The organism is Lederbergia citrisecunda (assembly GCF_018343695.1).
Lineage (GTDB): Bacteria > Bacillota > Bacilli > Bacillales > Bacillaceae_C > Lederbergia > Lederbergia citrisecunda.
This window is the reverse complement of sequence record NZ_JAGYPJ010000001.1, coordinates 647,299-669,232: the sequence shown is the minus strand read 5'-3', so window position 1 is coordinate 669,232 and position 21,934 is coordinate 647,299. Positions and strand designations below refer to the sequence as shown.

20 protein-coding genes are annotated in these 21,934 nt (G+C 35.4%); 6 read left to right on the top strand and 14 right to left on the bottom strand.

Annotated features, from left to right (window positions below; translation table 11 throughout):
- Window positions 1-247: 247 nt before the first annotated feature.
- Complete coding sequence (locus KHA93_RS03390) at window positions 248-2,101, bottom strand: monovalent cation:proton antiporter family protein (protein ID WP_213109428.1); 1,854 nt, start codon at window positions 2,099-2,101, stop codon at window positions 248-250.
- A 45-nt stretch (window positions 2,102-2,146) separates the two neighbouring features.
- On the bottom strand, window positions 2,147-3,490 hold the full coding sequence (gene mgtE, locus KHA93_RS03385; RefSeq protein WP_432806338.1) for a magnesium transporter: 1,344 nt from the start codon (window positions 3,488-3,490) through the stop codon (window positions 2,147-2,149).
- Between the two features lie 356 nt (window positions 3,491-3,846).
- Between mgtE and prpE the strand changes: the two genes are divergently transcribed.
- On the top strand, window positions 3,847-4,584 hold the full coding sequence (gene prpE / locus KHA93_RS03380; protein WP_213109426.1) for a bis(5'-nucleosyl)-tetraphosphatase PrpE: 738 nt from the start codon (window positions 3,847-3,849) through the stop codon (window positions 4,582-4,584).
- On the opposite strand, the gene KHA93_RS03375 is transcribed toward prpE, so the two are convergent.
- The 3 genes from KHA93_RS03375 to yjbM are packed head-to-tail and all read right to left on the bottom strand — an operon-like array spanning window position 4,565 to window position 6,958.
- On the bottom strand, window positions 4,565-5,476 hold the full coding sequence (locus KHA93_RS03375) for an RluA family pseudouridine synthase (RefSeq protein WP_349772252.1): 912 nt from the start codon (window positions 5,474-5,476) through the stop codon (window positions 4,565-4,567). The two genes, prpE and KHA93_RS03375, sit on opposite strands and share 20 nt — an antisense overlap.
- Entirely contained in the window at window positions 5,469-6,269 is an 801-nt protein-coding gene (locus KHA93_RS03370) for an NAD kinase (RefSeq protein ID WP_213112755.1), read from the bottom strand. The genes KHA93_RS03375 and KHA93_RS03370 overlap by 8 nt, the downstream gene beginning before the upstream one ends.
- A gap of 35 nt (window positions 6,270-6,304) precedes the next feature.
- Window positions 6,305-6,958 carry a GTP diphosphokinase gene (yjbM, locus tag KHA93_RS03365; RefSeq protein ID WP_213109425.1) on the bottom strand — a complete coding sequence of 218 codons (654 nt, stop codon included), beginning with the start codon at window positions 6,956-6,958 and terminating at the stop codon, window positions 6,305-6,307.
- 290 nt (window positions 6,959-7,248) lie between these two features.
- On the opposite strand from yjbM, the gene KHA93_RS03360 reads away from it, so the two are divergent.
- The 4 genes from KHA93_RS03360 (at window position 7,249) to KHA93_RS23935 (ending at window position 10,041) form a co-directional block, all read left to right on the top strand.
- The gene (locus KHA93_RS03360) at window positions 7,249-7,836 is read left to right on the top strand and encodes a CYTH domain-containing protein (RefSeq protein WP_213109424.1); all 588 of its coding nucleotides are present in this window, start codon (window positions 7,249-7,251) and stop codon (window positions 7,834-7,836) included.
- Window positions 7,837-7,838: 2 nt separating this feature from the next.
- Window positions 7,839-8,504: a lytic transglycosylase domain-containing protein gene (locus KHA93_RS03355; protein ID WP_213109423.1), complete on the top strand. Its 666-nt coding sequence runs from the start codon at window positions 7,839-7,841 to the stop codon at window positions 8,502-8,504.
- A gap of 258 nt (window positions 8,505-8,762) precedes the next feature.
- Complete coding sequence (locus KHA93_RS03350) at window positions 8,763-9,599, top strand: ClpXP adapter SpxH family protein (RefSeq protein ID WP_349772251.1); 837 nt, start codon at window positions 8,763-8,765, stop codon at window positions 9,597-9,599.
- 262 nt (window positions 9,600-9,861) lie between these two features.
- Entirely contained in the window at window positions 9,862-10,041 is a 180-nt protein-coding gene (locus KHA93_RS23935) for a hypothetical protein (protein WP_233711030.1), read from the top strand.
- 186 nt (window positions 10,042-10,227) lie between these two features.
- Here the strand turns inward: KHA93_RS23935 and pepF are convergent, their stop codons facing one another.
- The 5 genes from pepF to KHA93_RS03325 all read right to left on the bottom strand — a co-directional run bounded on the left by pepF (window position 10,228) and on the right by KHA93_RS03325 (window position 16,967).
- Window positions 10,228-12,048, bottom strand: coding sequence for an oligoendopeptidase F (pepF, locus tag KHA93_RS03345; RefSeq protein ID WP_213109421.1), 1,821 nt, complete (start codon window positions 12,046-12,048; stop codon window positions 10,228-10,230).
- A 233-nt stretch (window positions 12,049-12,281) separates the two neighbouring features.
- Window positions 12,282-13,532: a competence protein CoiA gene (locus tag KHA93_RS03340; protein WP_213109420.1), complete on the bottom strand. Its 1,251-nt coding sequence runs from the start codon at window positions 13,530-13,532 to the stop codon at window positions 12,282-12,284.
- A gap of 245 nt (window positions 13,533-13,777) precedes the next feature.
- Window positions 13,778-14,440 (bottom strand): adaptor protein MecA, encoded by a 663-nt coding sequence (mecA, locus tag KHA93_RS03335; RefSeq protein ID WP_213109419.1) that lies wholly within the window; start codon window positions 14,438-14,440, stop codon window positions 13,778-13,780.
- A 488-nt stretch (window positions 14,441-14,928) separates the two neighbouring features.
- A complete protein-coding gene (gene spxA / locus KHA93_RS03330; RefSeq protein ID WP_213109418.1) occupies window positions 14,929-15,324 on the bottom strand; it encodes a transcriptional regulator SpxA in 396 nt (131 codons plus the stop codon).
- A gap of 431 nt (window positions 15,325-15,755) precedes the next feature.
- Window positions 15,756-16,967 carry a putative glycoside hydrolase gene (locus tag KHA93_RS03325; protein WP_233711029.1) on the bottom strand — a complete coding sequence of 404 codons (1,212 nt, stop codon included), beginning with the start codon at window positions 16,965-16,967 and terminating at the stop codon, window positions 15,756-15,758.
- 501 nt (window positions 16,968-17,468) lie between these two features.
- Between KHA93_RS03325 and trpS the strand changes: the two genes are divergently transcribed.
- Window positions 17,469-18,458, top strand: coding sequence for a tryptophan--tRNA ligase (trpS, locus tag KHA93_RS03320; protein ID WP_213109417.1), 990 nt, complete (start codon window positions 17,469-17,471; stop codon window positions 18,456-18,458).
- A 54-nt stretch (window positions 18,459-18,512) separates the two neighbouring features.
- Here the strand turns inward: trpS and KHA93_RS03315 are convergent, their stop codons facing one another.
- From KHA93_RS03315 to fabF, 4 genes are all read right to left on the bottom strand, one after another.
- Entirely contained in the window at window positions 18,513-19,262 is a 750-nt protein-coding gene (locus KHA93_RS03315; RefSeq protein ID WP_213109416.1) for a YjbA family protein, read from the bottom strand.
- A gap of 65 nt (window positions 19,263-19,327) precedes the next feature.
- Window positions 19,328-19,552: a YuzI family membrane protein gene (locus tag KHA93_RS03310; protein ID WP_213109415.1), complete on the bottom strand. Its 225-nt coding sequence runs from the start codon at window positions 19,550-19,552 to the stop codon at window positions 19,328-19,330.
- Between the two features lie 171 nt (window positions 19,553-19,723).
- Window positions 19,724-20,518, bottom strand: a complete 795-nt coding sequence (locus KHA93_RS03305) for a DUF2268 domain-containing putative Zn-dependent protease (RefSeq protein ID WP_213109414.1) — start codon at window positions 20,516-20,518, stop codon at window positions 19,724-19,726.
- Between the two features lie 160 nt (window positions 20,519-20,678).
- Complete coding sequence (fabF, locus tag KHA93_RS03300; protein WP_213109413.1) at window positions 20,679-21,914, bottom strand: beta-ketoacyl-ACP synthase II; 1,236 nt, start codon at window positions 21,912-21,914, stop codon at window positions 20,679-20,681.
- Between the last annotated feature and the right edge of the window lie 20 nt (window positions 21,915-21,934).

The following is a 21,934-nucleotide window of genomic DNA, read 5'->3' as shown; positions in this document are numbered from 1 at the left end:
ATACACGACAACTTTCAAAATTGTAAAGGAAAAGTATAAGCGCCTGTCTATCGACGTACAAACTTCAGGTCCTTTGACTGAGATAAAGGAAACACGACGTAGGACGAGTCGATGTTTACAACAAAAGAGAAAAGGACAAGAAGTTTGCTAGTCGATAGGCGCTAAAACTAGATATTGGAAAATTGTTATCCTCTTGACTAACAACGTACAAGATAAGGGGTGTGGTAGAATACTTAAAAAATCCTTGTTAACGAGAATACTGAAGTTCCCTCGTCAAGTGATCTACATACTCCTTCGATCCAGTCACAATCAGACGATCTTCCATTTGAAGTTCTGTGTCTCCGTGCGGAACGAGTGAATCTTTCCCTCTAAATATCCTAACGATGATTACATCGCCCATAAATGGGAATTCGCGTAACGTCATATACGCATACTGACTGTTTAGCATTTCAATATCATATAATGCGGTTTCTCCATTCGTCATGATTTGTGCAACGTTTGGTGACTCTAATAGAGCTTTTAATAATGCCGTAGTAGACAAAATGGTAGAAAATACTTCAATGTCATTTTCTTTTAATTCCTTTACTAAATCCGGTGTCTCAATTCTTGCAATTACTCTTTCAATTCCACGTTCTTTTCCCTCATATGCCAAGACAGCATTCAGTTTTTCATCTCCAGTAGAAATAAATAGGATATCTGAATCGAAGGCTCCCACCTTTTCAAGCTCGAGATTTTCATAATCATGGACTTCGACAATATTAAATGCGGATTCATAATTTTGCATATCCGTTTTATCCCTTTTTTTATGATAAACGGTGCAAATAAATTGTTCCGCATTTAATTCCTTGGATACAGGAAGGGTCAGTTGATTTGCACCAATGAGACCTACCGTAAGCTTCCGATCGTATCCATTTTCTTTAGGAAACCACTTTCTAAAGAAAATTGGTGTTACGATACATGAAATAACTGCGACTAATATTAATGTCCCACTCATTTCAGGTGTAATCACTTCAATTCGCTCTGCAATTTTAGCTGCGGCAATGACAAGAGACAAAGTTGATGTAAGTAAAAAGGCAGAAGCGATAACTGTTTTGGCATCATACCATCTTCTCAATATTAAAACTGGAATGATTTTAGAAACTAATAAGGCTATTAATAATAACGGAATTAAAACTAGCATATTTTTATCACTTAATAGAGACCATAAATCAAGGTCAACTCCTACCATTACAAAGAAAATAGGAATTAAAAAACCGTACCCAAATGAATCCAATTGATGGACGATTTCTTGTTTAGGGTTCAATAACGAAACGAGAGTTCCTGCTAAAAAAGCACCCAGAATATTTTCAGCCCCAACTGATTCAGATAATGCGACTAAAACGATAATCAATGTAAAGATGGCTCTCGTTCCAATTTGGACAGTTCCTGCTGATAATCTCTCTATAATTGCACGATTTTTGAAACGTCTTCCAATAAGATATAATATGACTCCAGCAGCGAATAGGATGAATAATAACCACATATTCCCTTGGCTATTCCCTGAAACGGAAACAAAGATAGCAAGTAATATTAACGTAACAAGATCGGCAATAACTGCTACAAGCAAAATAATTTGGCCAATTCCCGTTTTCATTATGTTTGCTTCTTTTAAAGTTGGTACTACGACTCCAAGAGAAATGGTAGAAATGATCAATGTCATAAGGAAAATATTATCAATCAAGCCGATTTTAACAAAAATAAAAGACAAGACAATCGATAAAATAAAAATGCCGAGAAAAATGATCGTAGAAACGATAAAACGATTGGGCTCTAGTTTTCCATTCGGCAAAACTATTTTCTTTTTACTAGCTTTAAATGCTGAGAAATCAATTTCTAATCCACTTAAAAACATGAGAAAAATAAAGCCTAATGTTGAAAGAATGCTTAACCAAGATCCATCATGTATAAGATTCAAGCCACTCTTTCCTATGATTAAACCCATTATTATTTCTGCTATGACTACCGGCATAAATGTAAGACGAAGCCGATGTAATACAAGTGGTGTAAAAAATGCAACTACTAATACAATGACTAGAGATAATAACGATGATTCCTGTCCCATAGATGGGTTCCAACTTTCTTTACATATTCCGTACAAAAGAACAAGTTAATGAATTAAATAACTCATAAACATCGTTGCCAAACCAAAATAAATTAGGATGGATGTAATATCATTCATTGTTGTGATGAATGGCCCAGACGCAACAGCGGGATCGATTTTAAATTTATGCATAACTAATGGAACAAGTGATCCTGCCAATGTAGCAACAAATAGTGATGCAAGAATAGAGATTCCTACAAGAAAACCCAGTAGGAGCTCCCCTTTCCATACAAATACAATGAAAGCAACCAACACTCCACAAATAGTTCCCGTAATTAACCCAGTACCTGATTCCCTTAAGATAAGTTTTATTTTACTTATTTCAGCCAGTTCTCCAGTAGCTATTCCTCGAACTGCGACCGCTAACGCTTGTGTTCCTGTATTCCCTGCCATTCCAGCAATAAGGGGTATGAAAACAGCTACGATAGGAACTTTGCTCAAAGTGTCTTCAAATCTTCCAATGAGACTAGCGGTAAACATTCCTAAAAACAATAAAATGATTAACCATGGTAACCTTTTTTTTGCTGCAGCAAATGGATTTTTATCAATTGTATCCATATCAGAAACCCCTGCTAGCTTTGAATAGTCATCTGAGGCTTCTTCATCAATAACGTCGATAATATCGTCAACTGTAATAATTCCAAGCAGATGATTTTGAAAATCGACAACAGGTAATGCAAGTAAATCATAGTCCCTCATTTGCTTAGCGGCTTCTTCCTGATCCGCGCTAACAGAAATGGCAACAATTCGATCAAACATAATTTCCGAAATCATTGTATCATCACTGCTAATGATTAAATCACGAAGGGAAATTACACCGACAAGCCTTTCATCTTCGTCTACCACATAAACATAATATATGGTTTCCGCTTTTGGAGCTTCTTTCTTTAAAATATACATTGCTGAACGGACCGTTTGATTTGCCGAAATAGCAATATATTCAGTGGTCATAATACTTCCAGCAGTATATTCCTCGTAATGAAGCAAACCTTTTATTTCTTGAGCTGCTGAATGGTCCATAATGGATAGATAGCTGGCAGTTTGATCCTTATCCAAATTGTTTAATACGTCAACAGCATTGTCGGTAAACATATTAGCAAGCATATCTGCCGCATATTTAGGATCCATTTCCGCTAAAATACCTTTATACTCATGATCCTCTATTTCTAGCATCTCGAAAAAGATAGCTAGCTCTTTTGGAGATAAAAAATAATAAACTTTTATACGAACATCGGGAGTTAATTTGAAAAAAAATTGTGCTTGATCATACGGGTGAAGAGTCATGAACTCCTCTCGAAATCCAACAATGTTATCTTCTTCTATTGTTTTAATGAGAAGTTCTTCATTCATTTGGGCATTTGTTTCTAAAGTATTGTCCATAATTGACTCCTCCTTCCCTTTTGTCTACACTATCCTAACAAATCTGTTTAGATTTGTCGCTACAAAATGAAAAGAAAAGAATACAATATTCGATTTTTTTCAAATGGCTATCATAAATATGTACGTAGATTTCCGTTTCATGTGCTCTGTTTTCCGCGGGTACAAAAAACCTAGGCGACTACATCTAGGCAAGGATTGGTAGCCTCCTCAGATCAGTCGCACCTGTGGAGTCTACCGTTACCCGTTTTTCGCGCAGGAGCTTGCACGATGTGGCAACAATTACAAAGCTAAAAAAAATAAAATAATGATGAAATAGGGTGAATAGATTGTACATTGATATTATTGGAGATATCCATGGTTGTTACGATGAATTTGTCACCTTAACAGAAAAAATGGACTATTCATGGAAAAGTGAAATTCCTATCAACAAGAATAGAAAATTAGCCTTTGTTGGTGATATTACGGACAGAGGACCAGATTCTTTAAAAATGATTGAAATCGTTTGGAAGCTTTGGAAATATAATGGGGCATATTATGTTCCGGGAAACCATTGCAATAAATTATATCGTTATTTTCTTGGAAGGAACGTGCAAATCGCCCATGGATTAGAGACTACTGTAGCTGAATTAAATGTTCTTTCTCAAAAAGAACAACATCAATATAAAAAAATGTTTATGGATTTATATGAAGGCTCTCCTCTTTATTATGTGCTTGATAATGAAAAACTGGTAATCGCTCATGCAGGAATAAGGGCTGATTATATTGGCAAGCACAATAAAAGTGTTAAGTCCTTTGTTTTATATGGGGATGTAACTGGAGAAACACTCCCTAACGGAATGCCTGTACGTAGAGATTGGGCGAAAATCTATAAAGGGAAGCCATTCATCGTATATGGACATACACCTGTCGAGGAGCCTCGATTAGTTGGTAATACGATAAATATCGATACAGGAGCCGTCTTTGGTGGAAAACTGACGGCTTTGCGCTATCCTGAAATAATAACTGTTTCTGTACCTTCATCCATGCCGCTAGTAACTGAAAAATTTACTCGTTTTCCTTCTTAATGATCGTTTCCATATCCAATGGAAGCGAAGCTGTAAATGAAAGTTTACTTCCTTTTATTGGGTGTTCGAAGTGTAATTCTTTACAATGGAGTGCTTGGCGTTGAATGACTTTTTCATTACCACCATATAAATCATCGCCAAGCAAGGGATGCCCTAAATAAGCCATATGCACCCGAATTTGATGAGTCCTTCCTGTCTCAAGATCAAGTCTTATATGAGAAAAGTCATGATAAGTACGAATTACTTCAAAATGAGTAACCGCCTTTTGTCCATCCTTCCTCACTTCCCTTTCGATTATACTGGAAGGTTTTCGTCCAATCGGGGCATCGACACATCCTTTCATCACGTCAAAAGCATTTTCTGCAAAAGCCTCATAGTATCGTCGAATCTTTCCTCTTTGCTGCTGCATACTTAATAAATGATGTGCATGCCGATGTTTTGCGATTAACACTAAACCAGATGTATTTCGGTCCAATCGCGTCACAATATGAATAGCTGATGAATTTCCTGTTTGTTCATAATAGTAAACGAGTGCATTCGCGAGACTTCCTGTTGGATGCTCCCGTGAAGGAATGGTACTCATATATGCAGGTTTTTCAAGAACAATAATGTCACGGTCCTCGTAACAAATAGAAAGAGGAATATTTTCCCCTTTCATTTTTTCGTTTATTTCTTCTGGAGGAAAATCGATGACTACTACATCATATTCCTTTAAAAGATACCGGACATTTTGTTCTTGCCCATTTACTTTTATCGAGCCACCTGTAAATTTGATATCCGTTAAAGCTCTTCTTGAAATTCCTTGTGCATTTAAAAATTCTTTAATGATTTGCCCGGCATCCGTTTTTTCAATCGTCCATTTTAACGAGTAATGATTCATATTATTAATCACCGTCTGAAATAAATGAATCGTGAACTCTTTTCCAAAATGGGAAAGGACGGAATCGCGCAAAACGAATTTTTTCTTCTGCCACCCGGAATTGAATAGATTTTACATCACGATGCATGACTGTTAAATGATCGACAGTTACATGGAAATCAAATGTTTTAACTGGTTTTAGAACTAAAGTGTGATGTTCCGGCAAAATGAGAGGTGATCCAACCGTTCGGAATACTTTATTATTAATGGATGCCATCTCAGCAAGCTGAATGGAATGAAGAGATGGATGGATAATTGCCCCACCTAAAGCTTTATTATATGCCGTACTTCCAGATGGTGTAGAGACGCATAAACCGTCTCCACGAAAACGCTCAAAGTGATCCCCACGTATTTCTACATCCATGACAAGTGTACCAACAATACTTTTAACGGTAGATTCATTTAATCCTAAATAACGAGTTTCTTTCCCTCCGTGCCGGTACCGAATTAACACTTCTAACAAAGGGTATTCTACAATTTGATATGGAGTTTTCGCAATGGCAATGACAAGTTTTTCGATCTCGCTTGGAACCCAATCAGCGTAAAAGCCAAGATGTCCTGTATGTACCCCTACGAAAGCCGTTTTATCCAATCTTGAACTATAACGATGAAACGCATATAACAAAGTTCCGTCCCCGCCAACGGATATTACGATATCCGGCTGTTCTTCATCGTATACCATTTCAAAATCCTGCAAATACATTCTCATTTTATGCATTAATGCATTGGATGTTGGATTTCCTTTCGATGTAATCGCAAATTTCACTATTCTCATCCTTTCATGCAAATATGAATTCTCCATTAACGATAGTCAGTTTTCTTGTCCAACTTTTTTACTGCCTCTTTATTTTTCGTAAAATATACTTGTGCTTCTTGAATTTCCTCTTTAATTTGCGACATCATTTCATCTAAACGAAAAGCTGCTTCCGCTGCACCTTGTAGCCTTTTATTAATCTCTTCAGGGAATTGTCCTTTGTATTTATAATTAAGAGAGTGCTCTATCGTCGCCCAAAAATTCATCGCAAGTGTACGTATTTGGATTTCGGCTAATATTTTTTTCTCACCGAGAATGGTTTGGACTGGATATTCAATGACAACATGATAAGAACGATAGCCGCTTGGTTTTTTATTTGATATGTAATTTCGTTCTTCAATAATTCGAAAATCATTCCGCTTTCTCAGTAGCTTGACAACCGTTTCAATATCATCAACAAATTGACACATCATTCTTAATCCAGCAATATCTTGCATTTCAGTTTCAATTTTATCCAATGGTATATTCTTTTGTTGTGCTTTATCCAATATACTTGCAATTGGCTTTACACGTCCGGTTACGAACTCAATTGGAGAATGTATATGTTGCTGTTCAAATTGGCTTCTCATGCCTTTTAATTTTATTTTCAGTTCATCTATCGCTTGTTTATATGGAGCTAAAAATTGTTCCCAGTGGTTCACTAGATCGTCACCTCTTAATAATAGCAATTTCGAAAAGCGCAAGCGCCTTGTTTTTTTACGTAAAAATGATTCATCTACCATTGCAAAATTTGTAAGTTGACTTCAGCTCTAATTAAAAAATAAGTAAAGTCAAACAATGAGCATTAACAAAGCGGTAAATTTCTAGAAAGAATTACCTCTTTATTTTAGCATAAACAATAATTTCTTAAAGTTTGACTGACTGCAATAATTGAAATCAATCCCTATTAAGGTAATAATAAGATTAGTTATATATGGAAGGAAGACCTAAATTGTCTAGAAATATCGAAATTGAATTTAAAAACATTGTTACTGAGGAAGAATTCCAACTTCTTTTAAGAACCTTTCATATTTCAAAAAAACAGTTTTTTTCCCAAAAGAATCACTATTTTGATACAAAAGATTTTGCATTAAAGAAATTAGGTTCCGCTTTACGTATTAGAGAAAAACAGGAACAATATGAGTTAACATTAAAAAAGCCCGCTGATATTGGACTTTTGGAAATAAATGATGTTATAAATCAAACAGAAGCTAATATGTTAATGAACCATTCCGTTTTTCCAAGTGGTGAAGTAAAAGACGAATTACATAAAATGAAATTCCCAATTGATGAATTTTTTCTTTATGGGACCCTTCAGACGGATCGAGCGGAAACGGAATATAAAAATGGACTTCTTGTATTTGACCATAGTTTCTATTTAGGAAAAGAAGACTTTGAATTAGAATATGAAACAATTGATCGAGATAAAGGCGAACAATTTTTTAATGAACTACTAGAAAAGTTAAACATTAAGATTCGATATGCCGATAATAAAATAAGCAGGCTTTTTAAAGTAATACAAGGAAAGAAGGAATCATAGCTATGAATATACTTGGCCAATTAAAAACGGTTCTTGATATACAGTTATTAAAAGGATTCTCAGGAGAAAGAAATGATAGTTCACTAAATGAAGAAGATCATTCTTTTGCCCAATTACTACAACATACATTAATGAATAATATTAATAATTCTTCACAACAATCAATTGATAAGAATACTTTAGGTGCTGTATATAATATGCAATTGAACAAGCTACCTGTTTTTTTCGGTAAAAATGCTATCCAGATAGCTTCAGAAATAAATGCAACTGAAAAAGATAATGCTACAATTCCTGATAATTTAGAGGCTATTATTCAAAAAGCATCTGAAGTGTATAACCTTCCTGCCAAATTAATAAAATCGATCATTAAGCATGAATCAAATTTTAATTCCACCGCTGTCAGTCACGCAGGCGCTTCTGGATTAATGCAACTCATGCCACAAACCGCAAAGGGGCTAGGAGTTAACGATATTTTTGATCCGTTACAAAATGTGATGGGTGGAAGTAAGTATTTGCGAAATATGTTAGACAAGTATGATGGTAATCTTGTACTAGCACTAGCGGCCTATAATGCAGGGCCAGGCAATGTTGATAAATATGGCGGTATTCCACCATTTAAAGAAACACAAAACTATGTCAGGAAAGTTACTGATACATTCTATAGTTAAGTACTAGGTTATAATAGATGTTTACTGTCCAGTCTTGGGCAGTTTTTTTATTTAAAGTTTCCATATGTAGTGCTATTTGTTTGAGTTATTACGTACTCGTTGTTACAATAAACATACAATTTTAGAAAAAGGAGCGATTCATATGGTTAGGAAACGTGTTAAGCCGTATGACGCACTTGGTGCTAATAAACGTTTAAAAATTACAAACCATGTCGTAAGGCATGATGACATAATACCTATAGCAACAGGTGAATGGTCTTGAATACAAAACGGTCAGCAAAAAATACAAACTCGCATTATTTGGACAATAAGCCTATGGAAATTTATTTGTTTGTCGATCCTTTTTGTGCGGAATGCTGGTCCCTTTCACCTATTATCAACAAGCTACAGATTGAATACGGCGATTATTTTACTATGAAATACGTTTTATGTGGAAATCTTGCAATCTGGAATCAAAAAGGTGGAAAATTAGATAAAAAGAAAAATAATCAACATTTAAAAAAAGAAGATCAACAACATTGCTACACACCTCATTTAGCTGCCATCAGCATTAAAGCAGCTGAGCTACAAGGAAAAAAAGCCGGGATACGATTTATTCGAAGGCTTCAGGAATTACTTTTTGTGGAAAATGCTGATATTACAGATATCAATGTCATCCAAAGGTGCGCACAACATGTCGGATTAGATTTAGAAGAATTTATTCGTGATGTTTATTCACAAAGTTCTGCAAAAGCGTTTCAATGTGACTTGAAAATTTCCTCCGAAATGGAAGTTAATGAAATGCCAGCAATGGTATTTTTTAACGAGAATATTGAAGACGAAGGATTAAAAATTACCGGCCTATATTCATACGATATTTATGTCCAACTTTTAACAGAAATGCTCGAGCGGTTTCCAAAACCAGCTGAAAAGCCCCCACTTGAACTTTTTTTGTCGACTAATCCAATCATGGCATCAAAAGATCTCGCCATGATTTACGATGTACCTGTACAACAAATTGAAAAGCAACTAAAAAAATTGCAACTCCAACAAAAGGTACAAAAAATACAAGCAAAAAACGGGCACTTTTGGAAATATACTTCAGGTGGCCTATAGTTTGAAAAGCTTAAGAGTCTCCCTCCTTGACGCTCCCTTTTTCGACTTTGTGACTTATCGTAGTATAAGTTTGATACGAAACTGAACAGGAAAAAGCATTTATTCCAATATATAGACATTTTGACCAAATGCCAGGCTCTTGCCTGGCATTTACTTTGTTGTGTTGCAATAAGTTTTTATCTTCAGTATTTTTCTTTAAATAGTATGACAAATGGGTTTCTTGCATATAAGTTAATAAATACTAGGAGGAAGGAGACGGGGATTGAGAAAAATTATTATTTGTGTATTGATCGCATTTATTGTTTTCTGTTTTTGCTTTAATATCCTCGGTTTGATGAACCTAATTCCGATTTATATTACTTCTCCTTTACTTTTTTTCTCATTGCTTTTGTTGTTGAACTTTTTAAACGGCAGAAACAAATTTCGTGGTTTTAAGAGCTAAGAAGTAAGCACCTGGCCACAACGTACAAACTTTGGGGTTGACTTATCATAGGGAAAAAGGAAAAGTTTGATAGTGGAAGCGCTGGACCTAGATGGGGACTACCTCTAAGTTCCAAATTGATATAATTTCCAAAACAATAAGTAAAAGCTGCTCCCTAAAAATAGAGAGCAGCTACTTATTTGTGTTTTATTCAGATAATAATTGCTCCATTTCGGCAAGCTTTTCTTCGAATACTTTACAAGCAGCTTCAATTGGTGCAGCAGTTGTCATATCAACCCCTGCTTTTTTCAATACTTCAATTGGATAATCGGAGCTACCTGCCTTTAAGAAATCGATATATCGTGAAACTGCAGGTTCTCCTTCTTCAAGAATTTGACTTGATAATGCAGCGGCCGCACTAAAGCCTGTCGCATATTGATACACGTAGTAATTGTAATAGAAATGAGGGATTCTCGACCATTCTAATCCAATTTCTTCATCAATAAGAATATCCTCTTCACCAAAGTATTTCTTATTTAATGCATAATATTCTTTCGTCAACATATCTGCTGTCAAAGCTTCTCCATATTGAGCTTTTTGGTGAATTAAGTGCTCAAATTCTGCAAACATTGTTTGGCGGAAAACAGTCCCACGGAAGCCTTCCAAGTAATGGTTAAGCAAATACAATTGTTCTTTCTTGTCATCTGTACGTTTTAACATATAGTCACCGAGCAAAGCTTCATTACATGTAGAAGCTACCTCAGCTACAAAAATGGAATAATCACCATATGGATATGGCTGTGACTTTCTTGTATAGTAACTGTGCACACTATGACCAAATTCATGAGCAAGTGTAAATAAATTATTCACATTATCTTGCCAATTCATAAGAATATATGGGTTTGTTCCATATGCACCTGATGAATAGGCACCGCTCCGTTTTCCTTTATTTTCAAAAACATCGACCCAGCGATTTTCAAAACCTTCCTTAAGAATATTGGCATATTCTTCTCCAAGTGGTGCGAGTCCATCAACTACCAAATTCTTTGCTTCCTCGTAAGGAATATCCATTTTTACATCTTTTACTAATGGCGTATAAAGATCGTACATATGCAATTGATCGACACCAAGTACTTTTTTACGAAGTTTTACGTAACGATGCAATAAATGTAAGTTCTTATTAATTGTATCAACTAAATTATCATATACACTTTCAGGAATATTATTTGCAGCTAGAGCAGCATGTCTTGCAGATTGATAATTTCTAGCTTTCGCATAAAAATTATCTTTCTTTACAGCACCACTCAATGTACTAGAGAATGTATTACTGAACTTGCCGTATGTTTCATACACTTTTTTAAATGATTCCTCACGAACTCTTCGATCGGAGCTTTCTAAAAAGCGAATATAATTTCCGTGTGAGATTTGAACTTCTTGTCCATCCTCATCTTTAATGACGGGAAACTCCAAATCTGCATTATTCAACATTCCAAATGTAGTACTGGAAGCGCCTAAAACTTCAGATGCTTGAGCAAGTAATGCCTCTTGTTCAGCTGATAATACATGACCCCTTTGCAGATTAATTTCTTCCAAAGCTTTTTTGTATAAATGCAGGTCATTATTTTCCTCTAAAAACTGAGAAATTTTACTTTCATCCATATCTAAAATTTCAGGTACAATATAAGAAAATTCACTCGCTAAAATGGAATACAGGCTTTCCGCACGTGCATTAAAACCTTGATAATGAGAATTACCAGTATCTTGATCATAGCGCATATGTGCATATGTATAGAGTCTCCCCATCCGCTCTGAAACTTTAGATTGGAATTCTAGAGCTTCAAATAATTGCTCCGCGCTTTCACTTAGTTTCCCTTTAAATTCTCCAGCATTTTTTAACAATTCTTTTATATCATCAAATTCTTTTTCCCAAGAATCATCTGACGAAAAAATATCTTCTAATCTCCACGTCATTTCCTCTTGTATTTCAGCACGTGAAGAAAGTGTTTTTACAGCTGTTTCGTTGGCCATTGCCATCCTCCATTCATATTGAACTCTACTTCTTTCGCTTAACGAAAGTTTTTTTACCTATTACCTATTCTACTTAATTTTGGTTAATCCTGCTAGTTGTTTGAAGAAAAGCGCAAGCGATTGTTCATCGACTTACGGACTACGTGGACAACGACTAAGGATATAGGAAACACGACAAGACCTATAAAACAAATTAATATTGACTTATCGTAAGAAAGGAAACAAAAATTTTGCTAGGCGATAGGCACTTGAGCTGTACCAAAAAAGAAACAAGATTCATCCATTTCCTCGTTACATGAGCTTTTATCGTTTAATCTATTAAAGATCGTTTCCTCCCAATGTATTGCTTCTTCGGTGGAACTTGGAGTTTTGACTTGCTTCGCCATCTCAAATAAGTCTTCGCCTAAATTCGAAAAATATTCCATTTCTGTTAATAGAGAAAAATATTTTTCGACAGCATTTCTCCAACTGATATTTTGCTCTAAAGGAAAGGTTCTTGGTACGATTAATCCTTCTTTTATCCAAGCTTGTACCTTTTGATTAACATATTTTAAAGAGATGCGACTGCCAACTTGTAGTTTACGAAAACATTCTAAATAAATCATAAACTGCCATTCAAGTGGATAAGAATAAAAGCATTCCATATGTTGAACTGGAAGCCCGCATAATGGTGGGAGTAGAAATGGATTATGTCCGGAGGAATAAATTGCTTTTAAAAAGTGATCATGTACTAGATTTCCATATTGAACCTTATGTTGAAGCCACTTTCTTTTGTGTTGCAACCATAATGTATGATTATTATTTTTATTAATATATGGAAACTTTAATGGGAGCGTAGCGGTGGTTATAGAACGTGATAATAAGGTGGCCGATACTATTTTAGGAGATATTGAGGTAATGTTTGATAACAAGTAAAATCTAGAACTTTCCGAATCAAAACTTAAAAGATTTAGACCAATATATTGTCTCTCACTAATCATTGACCAATGAAATTCAGATAAATGAAAAACGCCCTTTTGACTTTTTTGGAAAGGTTTCCCACCAATAATCCATATTGGGATAATACCTTTGCTTTTGTATCCTTTCGTTCGTTTTTCTAATAAGCTTTTAGGTAGAGGCGAACATTGATATTCTATAGCAAAAGATTGTGATTGATTTTGTACGAATAAATCAGCACGCTGTTTGATGTCGGGCAAATAATACTCTAAAGAAACGTTTAACCCTTGGTTTGAGAAAAAATGAAATAAATATTTCTTACCTTGAAGATGCTGGAGACTCTCAGGCTCTGTTTCAAATGTAGTACAAGCGGAATCTCGCCGATGCGAAAAATGGGGAATACGGATATTACCTGCTTTAAAAATAAGACGCTCCTTACATAAAGGGCAAAAATAATCGTCACTACGCAATCTTCCAATAAGATCTTTGTTAAAAAAAGATTGAATGAGGGTAATGTGTTTTCCTTCTTTATTTAACGCTGATAGCAATACACCACTTCCTTTCTTACTATATACCTTCTACACAGTTTGTCAAAATCCTTTATTAACATCTATGTAAAATAAACAGACAAATGTAAAGCGGATAAGGATACACATAAAATAATAATATCGTTATCAGATGGATGGTTTGATATTTATTAATTGCATCTTTTGTACTAAAGCAGCTAATACTATGTAACCATTGAATAATAATCTAACAAAAAAAGACCGATTCCATAATGAAATCGGTCTTTTTATTGAAAATATTGTCGAAGTGTTCCAAAAACATCTTGATCAATAATGTTTTTACCATATTCGGCAATACGATAAATAGTGTAATTACTTTCTATGCCATATTCAAGGAGAACACTCAGAGCATCGTCAATTTGGTCTTCATCAAAAAGATCTTCGTGGAATTTAACGTACAAATAATACCTATCTTCATAAGAATAAAGTTTCGTTTCTATTTCGGCTAGATCCTGTACTTTGGTAAGTGACAAAATATCCTCGAAATCCTTAAACAATAGAACGAATTCTAGTTCAGTCACATCATCAGCTTTTTCATCATAGTGCTTAATCTGAAAATGTTGATCTAAAAATTCTTCTATTTTTTCATCAACGTGCATATCACCTTTATCTGACATAATCGGAAGCTCCAATTTTTGCCCATCTTTTGACAGCTGTGCCTTAGTAACAATCACTTCTAGCCCTTTATCCAATGCCTGAATTTGGATCCAAAGAGGTCCGTCCGGAACAAAATCATCTTCTTGATGAATTTCGTCCATCATTTCCCAAAATAATTCTTCGCCTCTTTCACGATTGTACCAAATTTCTTCTCGATCAAAGCCACGCTCTTCTATATCAACATATGAAATGTAAAACTTTACTGTGTGTTCGTTAATACGCTCAATTTCCATACATTAACTCTCCCTTCTATAATTGGGTGTTGAAGGGATCATCATCCCGTACTCAAAGTACTTAGTGTTTTTTCTCCTTGTACTTATATTTTATGATAAGTGTCGTCAAATTGGAAACAAAAGATATTCCCAATTATAAAATAGTCAAATGCCTAACACAGTTATTATTTACGTTTCGATTATTTTATCTAACATACCCATTAAAATCAAGCCAATTTTCTAAATTTTTGTAAGAAAAGAGGAAGCGCCTGGACCATCGACGCACGAACTACAGGAACTTCGACTGAGACAAAGGAAACACGATGTGTCCTACAAGACGAATCGATGTTGGCTTATCGTAGAGAGAAGTTACGGTAGTTCGCTAGGCGACAGACACTGGTGCTAGACATATATGATGCTCTTCATCATTAAAGAAAAAGGGCTGTCCCTTTGCCTAACCGGCTTATAGGAACAGCCACTTTATCATAATAAATCTATGTTCAAAAGGCTTAATTTACCATTTTCTGTGCTTCTCGCAACTGATATGTTCGCACCTTCCGTGGAAGGAATCGTCTAATTTCATCTTCGTTATATCCGACTTGTAGTCGTTTTTCATCCAAAATAATCGGTCTTCTTAAAAGTCCAGGATTTTTTTGGATTAAATCATATAATTGCTGAAGTGGAAGAGAATCCAAATCGATATTTAGCTTTTGAAAAATTTTCGAACGAGTTGAGATGATCTCATCTGTACCATCTTCTGTCATTCTTAATATTTCTTTTATTTCATCTAAGCTTAGTGGTTCGGAGAAAATGTTTCTCTCTTTATATGGAATGCTTTGTTCCTCAAGCCAAATTCTTGCTTTTCTACAAGATGTGCAACTAGGTGATGTGTACAATGTTACCATAATACAAATCACACTCCTTTTTTAAGAATTAAATTCTTTATAAAGTGCCCTTATATAACAGAATTTAGAAGTTATGTTTCAATATTTCAACGATTTGAAACTATTATCACTCCAAATATAGAAACACCCTTACGAATGTATTATACACTATTCCAAGCAGAATGAATAGATTATTTAAGGAATTTCTAAATCTGTTACTATGAAATATGTACTGCTGTTATAGTCCTTTTTCATTCCATTTTTTTATACCACCACCGAACGAAAATTAAACAAGAATTTGCAATTTTTTTACCCATTCCTTTCAAATTGTTTAGCATGTTAAAAACGTAAGTGAATGGACTAACGCAGATCAGCTTTTAAAAGGAAATTCACTTGGTTCCATAAATATCGTTTCCTAAAAAGGAAAAAAAAATGCCGAAAAATTTTCGGCACTATTTTTTATCAAGTGTATAATCTACATTCGGTGAATAATTATTTCCTGCATTCCAAAGTAAATATTCTTTTATGCCTTCATCGTAAAGAGCTTTAATTTGTGCCTCCACTTGTTCTTTTCTATATACTTGATAATTTCCGGCACCTAAATAAGACGCCGTAAAATCTTGAATCCAAGGACGGGATATAGGAGGATTCTTTAATTCATTTAGCTTAGCCTTTTCCAATTTTGCATATTCCTTAACTAGCTTATATGGCTCTAAATCAGGCTTGGCAATGCCAAAATATGATGTCCAATGACTTGGATAGATCATTGATGAAATAACATCTACATTTTCCGATATTTTAGAGAAGTTTTGTCCAATACCCGGAGCTTCTGGCAATGTTGCTGTATAACCAAAAATGTCAACAGATACTTTTACTCCATATGGTGCTAATTTCTCTTTCGCATACGCTACAAAATCTGTCACAGCATGAACACGTTTCTGAACATTGTCTTCCTTTGAATCTTTGTAGTCCCCTAGTCCATATTTCAACTGACTATCCCGTCTTTCGAACCCTTCTGGAAAACGGACGTAATCAAATTGAATTTCTTGAAAACCTAGTTTTGCAGCTTCAATGGCAATATCAACATTATAATCCCATACTTCTTTTAAAAATGGGTTAACAAACGATTCTCCTCTACCATTTACCCATATTTTCTTCCCATCCATAAAAGATAAATCTGGTCTCGTTTTGGGTAATGTAGAATCTTTAAATACTACAATTCTAGCAATCGGATATATTTGTTTTTCTTCCAATACATCCAACATTTCATTAGGCTCTTGTATATAATTTTGACCTAAATGAGCAAATGGAGAATCATCAGGAAGTTTATATGTAATTTGTCCCCAATCATCTTTAACATCAATCACCATAGCATTCAGATCTGTGGAGTCTACTAATTTAACTAATTCATTAAATCTACTTCCACCAGCCGAATGACCGGTTACATATATACCTCTAACAGCATCAGGATATTCAAAATGACGACCTGAATTAAAAACAAAACGAGGAAGACTATCTGGTAAAACCTTTTTCTGAATAGATACCTGCCTAGCTTCGTGGATTTTTACCTTTTCTATCTCTTCTGCAGATGCACCTTCTGTTTGAAGCTGCCATATTAACGAAGCTGCAAGTCCCGCAACTGTTATGACCTTAAACCATTTCAACTTATCTCTCTCCCTTTGCGGTTCTTGTCATTATATAAGTTTCTTTGTCCAATTCCATTTTAGCAAGGATTATCATGAATTGATATTGTTTTATTGTATGATCTTTGAGTAAATATAAAGTTGATTCTTTCGACCTGGCTTGATTGTCATATTTTGTGAGGTTATAATAAATTCATGGATTTTTCATATCTATCGTGCTACTTATTAGCATTCATCCTATTTTAGGACGGATGGCTTTTTATTTCTAAAGGGCTATTATTTTTTTAACTAGTTTTCGCTGACTTGCTACAGCGCTTATCGACTAGCAAACGTCTCTTCCTTTTCGTTTTTGTTACGGAATCGTCTTGTCTAGCTGCAGGCGCCTTCGCTTTTCCAACCTCGTCGTGTTTCCTTTATCCAGTCAAATGCTGAAAAGTGAACGTCGACTAAAATCGCAACCGTACTGTGGCAACATCGATGAGCAAGGTGCTTACGCTTTTCTAATATTAAGGAGGCTTTTACATGAAAACAATATTTTCTGGTATCCAGCCAAGTGGTGTAATAACACTTGGAAACTACATAGGTGCCATTAAGCAGTTTATTGAACTACAACATGATTATGATTGTTATTTTTGTGTTGTCGACCAACACGCAATAACTGTCCCACAAGATCGTTTGGAATTAAGAAAGAATATTAAAAGATTAGCTGCACTATATGTTGCTGCTGGGCTAGATCCTGAAAAAGCAACTCTCTTTATTCAATCAGAAGTTCCTGCTCACTCACAGGCGGCTTGGATGCTTCAATGTACCGCATATATTGGCGAATTAGAGAGAATGACACAATTTAAAGATAAATCATCTGGGAAAGATGCTGTTTCAGCCGGACTTTTAACTTATCCACCACTAATGGCTGCAGATATCTTACTATACTCGGCGGACCTCGTTCCAGTTGGGGAAGATCAGAAACAACATTTGGAGCTTACGAGAGACTTAGCTGAACGTTTTAATAATCGATACAATAATATTTTCACGATTCCTGAAGTCAGGATTCCAAAAGTTGGAGCAAGAATCATGTCCTTGCAAGAACCAACGAAAAAAATGAGCAAATCCGATTCGAATCAAAAGGCTTTTATTACACTATTAGACGAGCCTAATCAAATTGAGAAAAAGATTAAGAGTGCTGTTACGGATTCTGAAGGAATTGTTAAATTTGATAAAGAGAACAAACCTGGAGTATCTAACTTACTTTCAATTTACTCCATTTTAGAAAATAAACCGATCTCGGAACTTGAACAAGATTATGAAGGAAAAGGTTACGGGGAATTTAAAGCGGATCTAGCAGCCGTTGTTATTAAGGCCTTATCACCTATCCAAGAACGCTATAAGGAATTACTTGATTCAAAGGAACTTGATGACATTCTCGATGCTGGTGCTGAAAAAGCAGCAAAAAAAGCAAACAAGATGTTGAAGAAAATGGAAAATGCAATGGGCTTGGGCAGAAAAAGAAAATAAATAGCGCAAAAGAGCTGATCTAATTTTTGAGATCGGCTCTTTCATTTTCCTAAACTAATTTACTTTTGAATCACATTCCATGTCCCATAGCTTTTCAAAGAATGGTTGACCTTTTATTAGATTTTCACAAAGCATTAAGTGTTTTTCCGACCAGCCAACCTTTGTTTCGTCATAAAGACAATTCCATACCTCATCAAAATCCATCGTTTGAATTTCCTGATATTTACTAGGAGCCCACTCAGTATACCAATAACGGATTTCCGGCGTATTTTTTGATGAAAAGAGTTGATCTAACGCCATAAACATAAGGTGCTTTAATTGTCTTTCCTTCCTCGTCAAACCGTACATTAATTTTGGTTCGGGCGACAAGATATGGTGCTCCTTGCTCAAATTTTCTTTATCAAATTTATAAGGAAACGGTTCATTTTTCATCGTCATTTCATACACTAACTGTTCTTGACGGGGAATTAATCTACTTTTTCGAAGTGGTATTGAATACCCGATTGTATCAACTGCCAATATTCCTTTCCCATCTGTTATGACAAAACAATAATCTAATTGAATACGCTCGTGATTTTTTCTTAAATATGCTTTTTTATAAACGTCATTTAATAATGTCTGTGGCAGCTCCGCCATATTATTTTCTATGTAATGGAAGAGGACCGGCTCTATCAACAATAGCGGTACTTGATCAAGGAGTTCGATGACATCTTCTCCCCTACGCCATTCATGAAAATGGCAAACATTATAGCCGTTTTCCTCCCCTTCAAACCAATTAACCCAAACATCATGAAGATATAGCATCCTTATCCCTCACTTCATCACCTTTTGTCAATCAGTATAGGCAGGGTGAAGTTAAATTATTCTTCTTAATCATAGTCATTACTTTTTTTCTCATCATTATAAAAAATAGTCCCAGTAATCATCAAAATACCAACCGGTAATAAGTAACACTCTGGCCTTTTAGCAATAAAAACGAGATAGTCAATGAAGGTGTTTCCCATTGTGACTAAATTTAAATAACCAATTAGGCTAACACCACCCGATACAGCAAAGCCAAAACCGAGAAGCAGCATAAACCCTCTAAACAACATAGCTTGCCACATCCTATCATTTTCCTTAGCCCGTCCCTATTCTGAATATATGTAAAATCCTACTGAGACATGATTAGAAAAGTACAAAAGCATAGTTTAGGATGATCACCGAATGCCTGATTTAATAAAATATACCTTTAGATTAAGAAAAGCCTCCATATTTGAAGGCTGTTAGCTGGAAGGTTCCAAAAATTCATTAGTTGAAAGAACCTTTTCGGATTGGATTGCAAATGTATCGTGAATCGTTATTTTGTTTCTCCTTACATACCCTTTTGCTATTTCGTATCCAACAGCGTAACCTAACATAAATGGGACGCCTCTCCTTCCAAATAATAGATCATCATGTTCACGATCTTTTCTCGTTAGATAAAAGTTAGGTTCATATCTACGCTTGAAATCATTTCTTAGTCTTTCCTTTGTATACAGCTTTGTCCAAGGTGCTAAATAAGCCTTTCCACAACTATTGAGAACAGCTAATTCAGCAAAACCTTCAAACAAGATTGAATCCAATAATGTATAATCACTTTCCTTCTTTTTAATCATGCTCAATCGTGCTGCATGATGATATTCATGAACAAAAAGAGCTTCAAGCTCCTTTTCATTGAGGCCTTCAGATATAAATAATAATAATTTATTATGAAAAGCCAATCCCGATCGACCGTTATTTCTACGGCGAAACAAGGAAGTTTGCTGTTGGATAGGAAAAATATAAATATCTACAGCAGGACCTTTCCATTTTTTCCGATAATTTAAGTATATATTGTTTATTTTCTCCCAAACTTTTTCTTCTTTTAATTTATTTAAAATATAAAATGCATTTCGTGAAGGTTTGTACATACCAAACTTTGTTAAGTATTCATAAAAATCCTCAGGGTCACGAACTTCTGGTTTTACCAACCTACTTAACTCCCAAGGCTGATTAAAGTAATTCTCCAGCCACTTATCAGTTTCAATTACCCCCATCATAACCGCCTCCTATTGTTATGTTATTAAACATGCAAGAGGGAGGTACATAGTTTTTAAGATCATATTAAAAAAGAACACGATCATTTGATCGTGTTCTTTACTTTTATTAAGAAATTTTAAATGGAACTCTGCGGCTGGCAAGGCGCTTCCGCTTTTCTAATTATTCATATTTTTTAAAAGCAATTGTAGCGTTATGTCCACCGAAACCAAGTGAGTTACTTAAAACAGCCTTAACATTAGCTTTTCTTGCTTCATTTGCAACATAATCGAGATCACATTCTGGATCTGGTGTTTCGTAATTCATCGTTGGTGGAAGGATTCCTTCTTGTATAGCCAACACTGAGAAAATAGCTTCAACACCACCCGCTGCTCCTAGAAGGTGTCCTGTCATCGATTTTGTTGAGCTCACTGCTAATTTGAATGCATGTTCACCAAAAACTTCTTTAATAGCCATTGTTTCATATTTATCGTTATACGGAGTGCTAGTACCGTGAGCATTGATGTAATCAATATCCTCAGGAGCAAGACCTCCATCTTGGAGAGCTATTCTCATTGCGCGAACGCCACCTTCTCCACCTGGAGCAGGTGCCGTAATATGATGTGCATCCCCAGTTGAACCATACCCTACGATTTCTGCATAAATATGGGCACCGCGACTTAACGCGTGCTCTAATTCTTCTAGGACAACAATCCCAGCTCCTTCACCAATAACAAAACCGTCACGGTTCAGGTCGAATGGTCTGCTTGCTGTTTGAGGATCTGGATTTGTTGATAATGCTGTATTTGCACAAAAACCAGCTACCGACATTTGTGTAATCGGTGCTTCTGCCCCTCCAGCAATCATAGCATCAGCGTCGCCACGCTGAATAACTTTAAAAGCATCACCAATTGAGTTTGTACCCGTTGCACAAGCCGTAACCGTACAAGAATTGACCCCTTTTGCTCCAAGGTAGATTGAAATTTGCCCTGTAGCCATATCCGGTATCATCATCGGTACAAAGAATGGACTTACTCGACGATATCCTCTTTTCTGGAATGTTTCAAATTGCGATTCAAATGTTTCCATTCCACCAATACCAGAACCAACCCATACTCCGATTCTTTCAGCATTGCTTTCGTCAATTTTCAACTTAGCATCTTCAACAGCCATAAGCGCAGCTGCTAGCCCATAATGGGTAAAACGATCCATTTTACGAGCTTCTTTTCTTTCGACATATTTTTCTATATCAAAATCTTTTACTTCTGCTGCAACCTTCGCAGAATATTGATCAGGATCCAATCTTGTTAGTGGACCAATTCCAGATTTACCTGCGATTACATTTTGCCATGATTCAATAGCATCATTTCCTACAGGAGACACAGCCCCAATTCCAGTAACTACAACTCTTTTTTTCATTCAATATCAGCTCCTTTAAA

Bases quoted from the DNA above. Each gene is read 5' to 3' on its own strand.
- KHA93_RS03390 (WP_213109428.1), bottom strand. From the start codon at position 2,101: ATGGGACAGGAATCATCGTTATTATCTCTAGTCATTGTATTAGTAGTT.
- mgtE (WP_432806338.1), bottom strand. From the start codon at position 3,490: ATGAATGAAGAACTTCTCATTAAAACAATAGAAGAAGATAACATTGTT.
- KHA93_RS03355 (WP_213109423.1), top strand. From the start codon at position 7,839: ATGAATATACTTGGCCAATTAAAAACGGTTCTTGATATACAGTTATTA.
- pepF (WP_213109421.1), bottom strand. From the start codon at position 12,048: ATGGCCAACGAAACAGCTGTAAAAACACTTTCTTCACGTGCTGAAATA.
- mecA (WP_213109419.1), bottom strand. From the start codon at position 14,440: ATGGAAATTGAGCGTATTAACGAACACACAGTAAAGTTTTACATTTCA.
- spxA (WP_213109418.1), bottom strand. From the start codon at position 15,324: ATGGTAACATTGTACACATCACCTAGTTGCACATCTTGTAGAAAAGCA.
- trpS (WP_213109417.1), top strand. From the start codon at position 17,469: ATGAAAACAATATTTTCTGGTATCCAGCCAAGTGGTGTAATAACACTT.
- KHA93_RS03315 (WP_213109416.1), bottom strand. From the start codon at position 19,262: ATGCTATATCTTCATGATGTTTGGGTTAATTGGTTTGAAGGGGAGGAA.
- KHA93_RS03310 (WP_213109415.1), bottom strand. From the start codon at position 19,552: ATGTTGTTTAGAGGGTTTATGCTGCTTCTCGGTTTTGGCTTTGCTGTA.
- KHA93_RS03305 (WP_213109414.1), bottom strand. From the start codon at position 20,518: ATGATGGGGGTAATTGAAACTGATAAGTGGCTGGAGAATTACTTTAAT.
- fabF (WP_213109413.1), bottom strand. From the start codon at position 21,914: ATGAAAAAAAGAGTTGTAGTTACTGGAATTGGGGCTGTGTCTCCTGTA.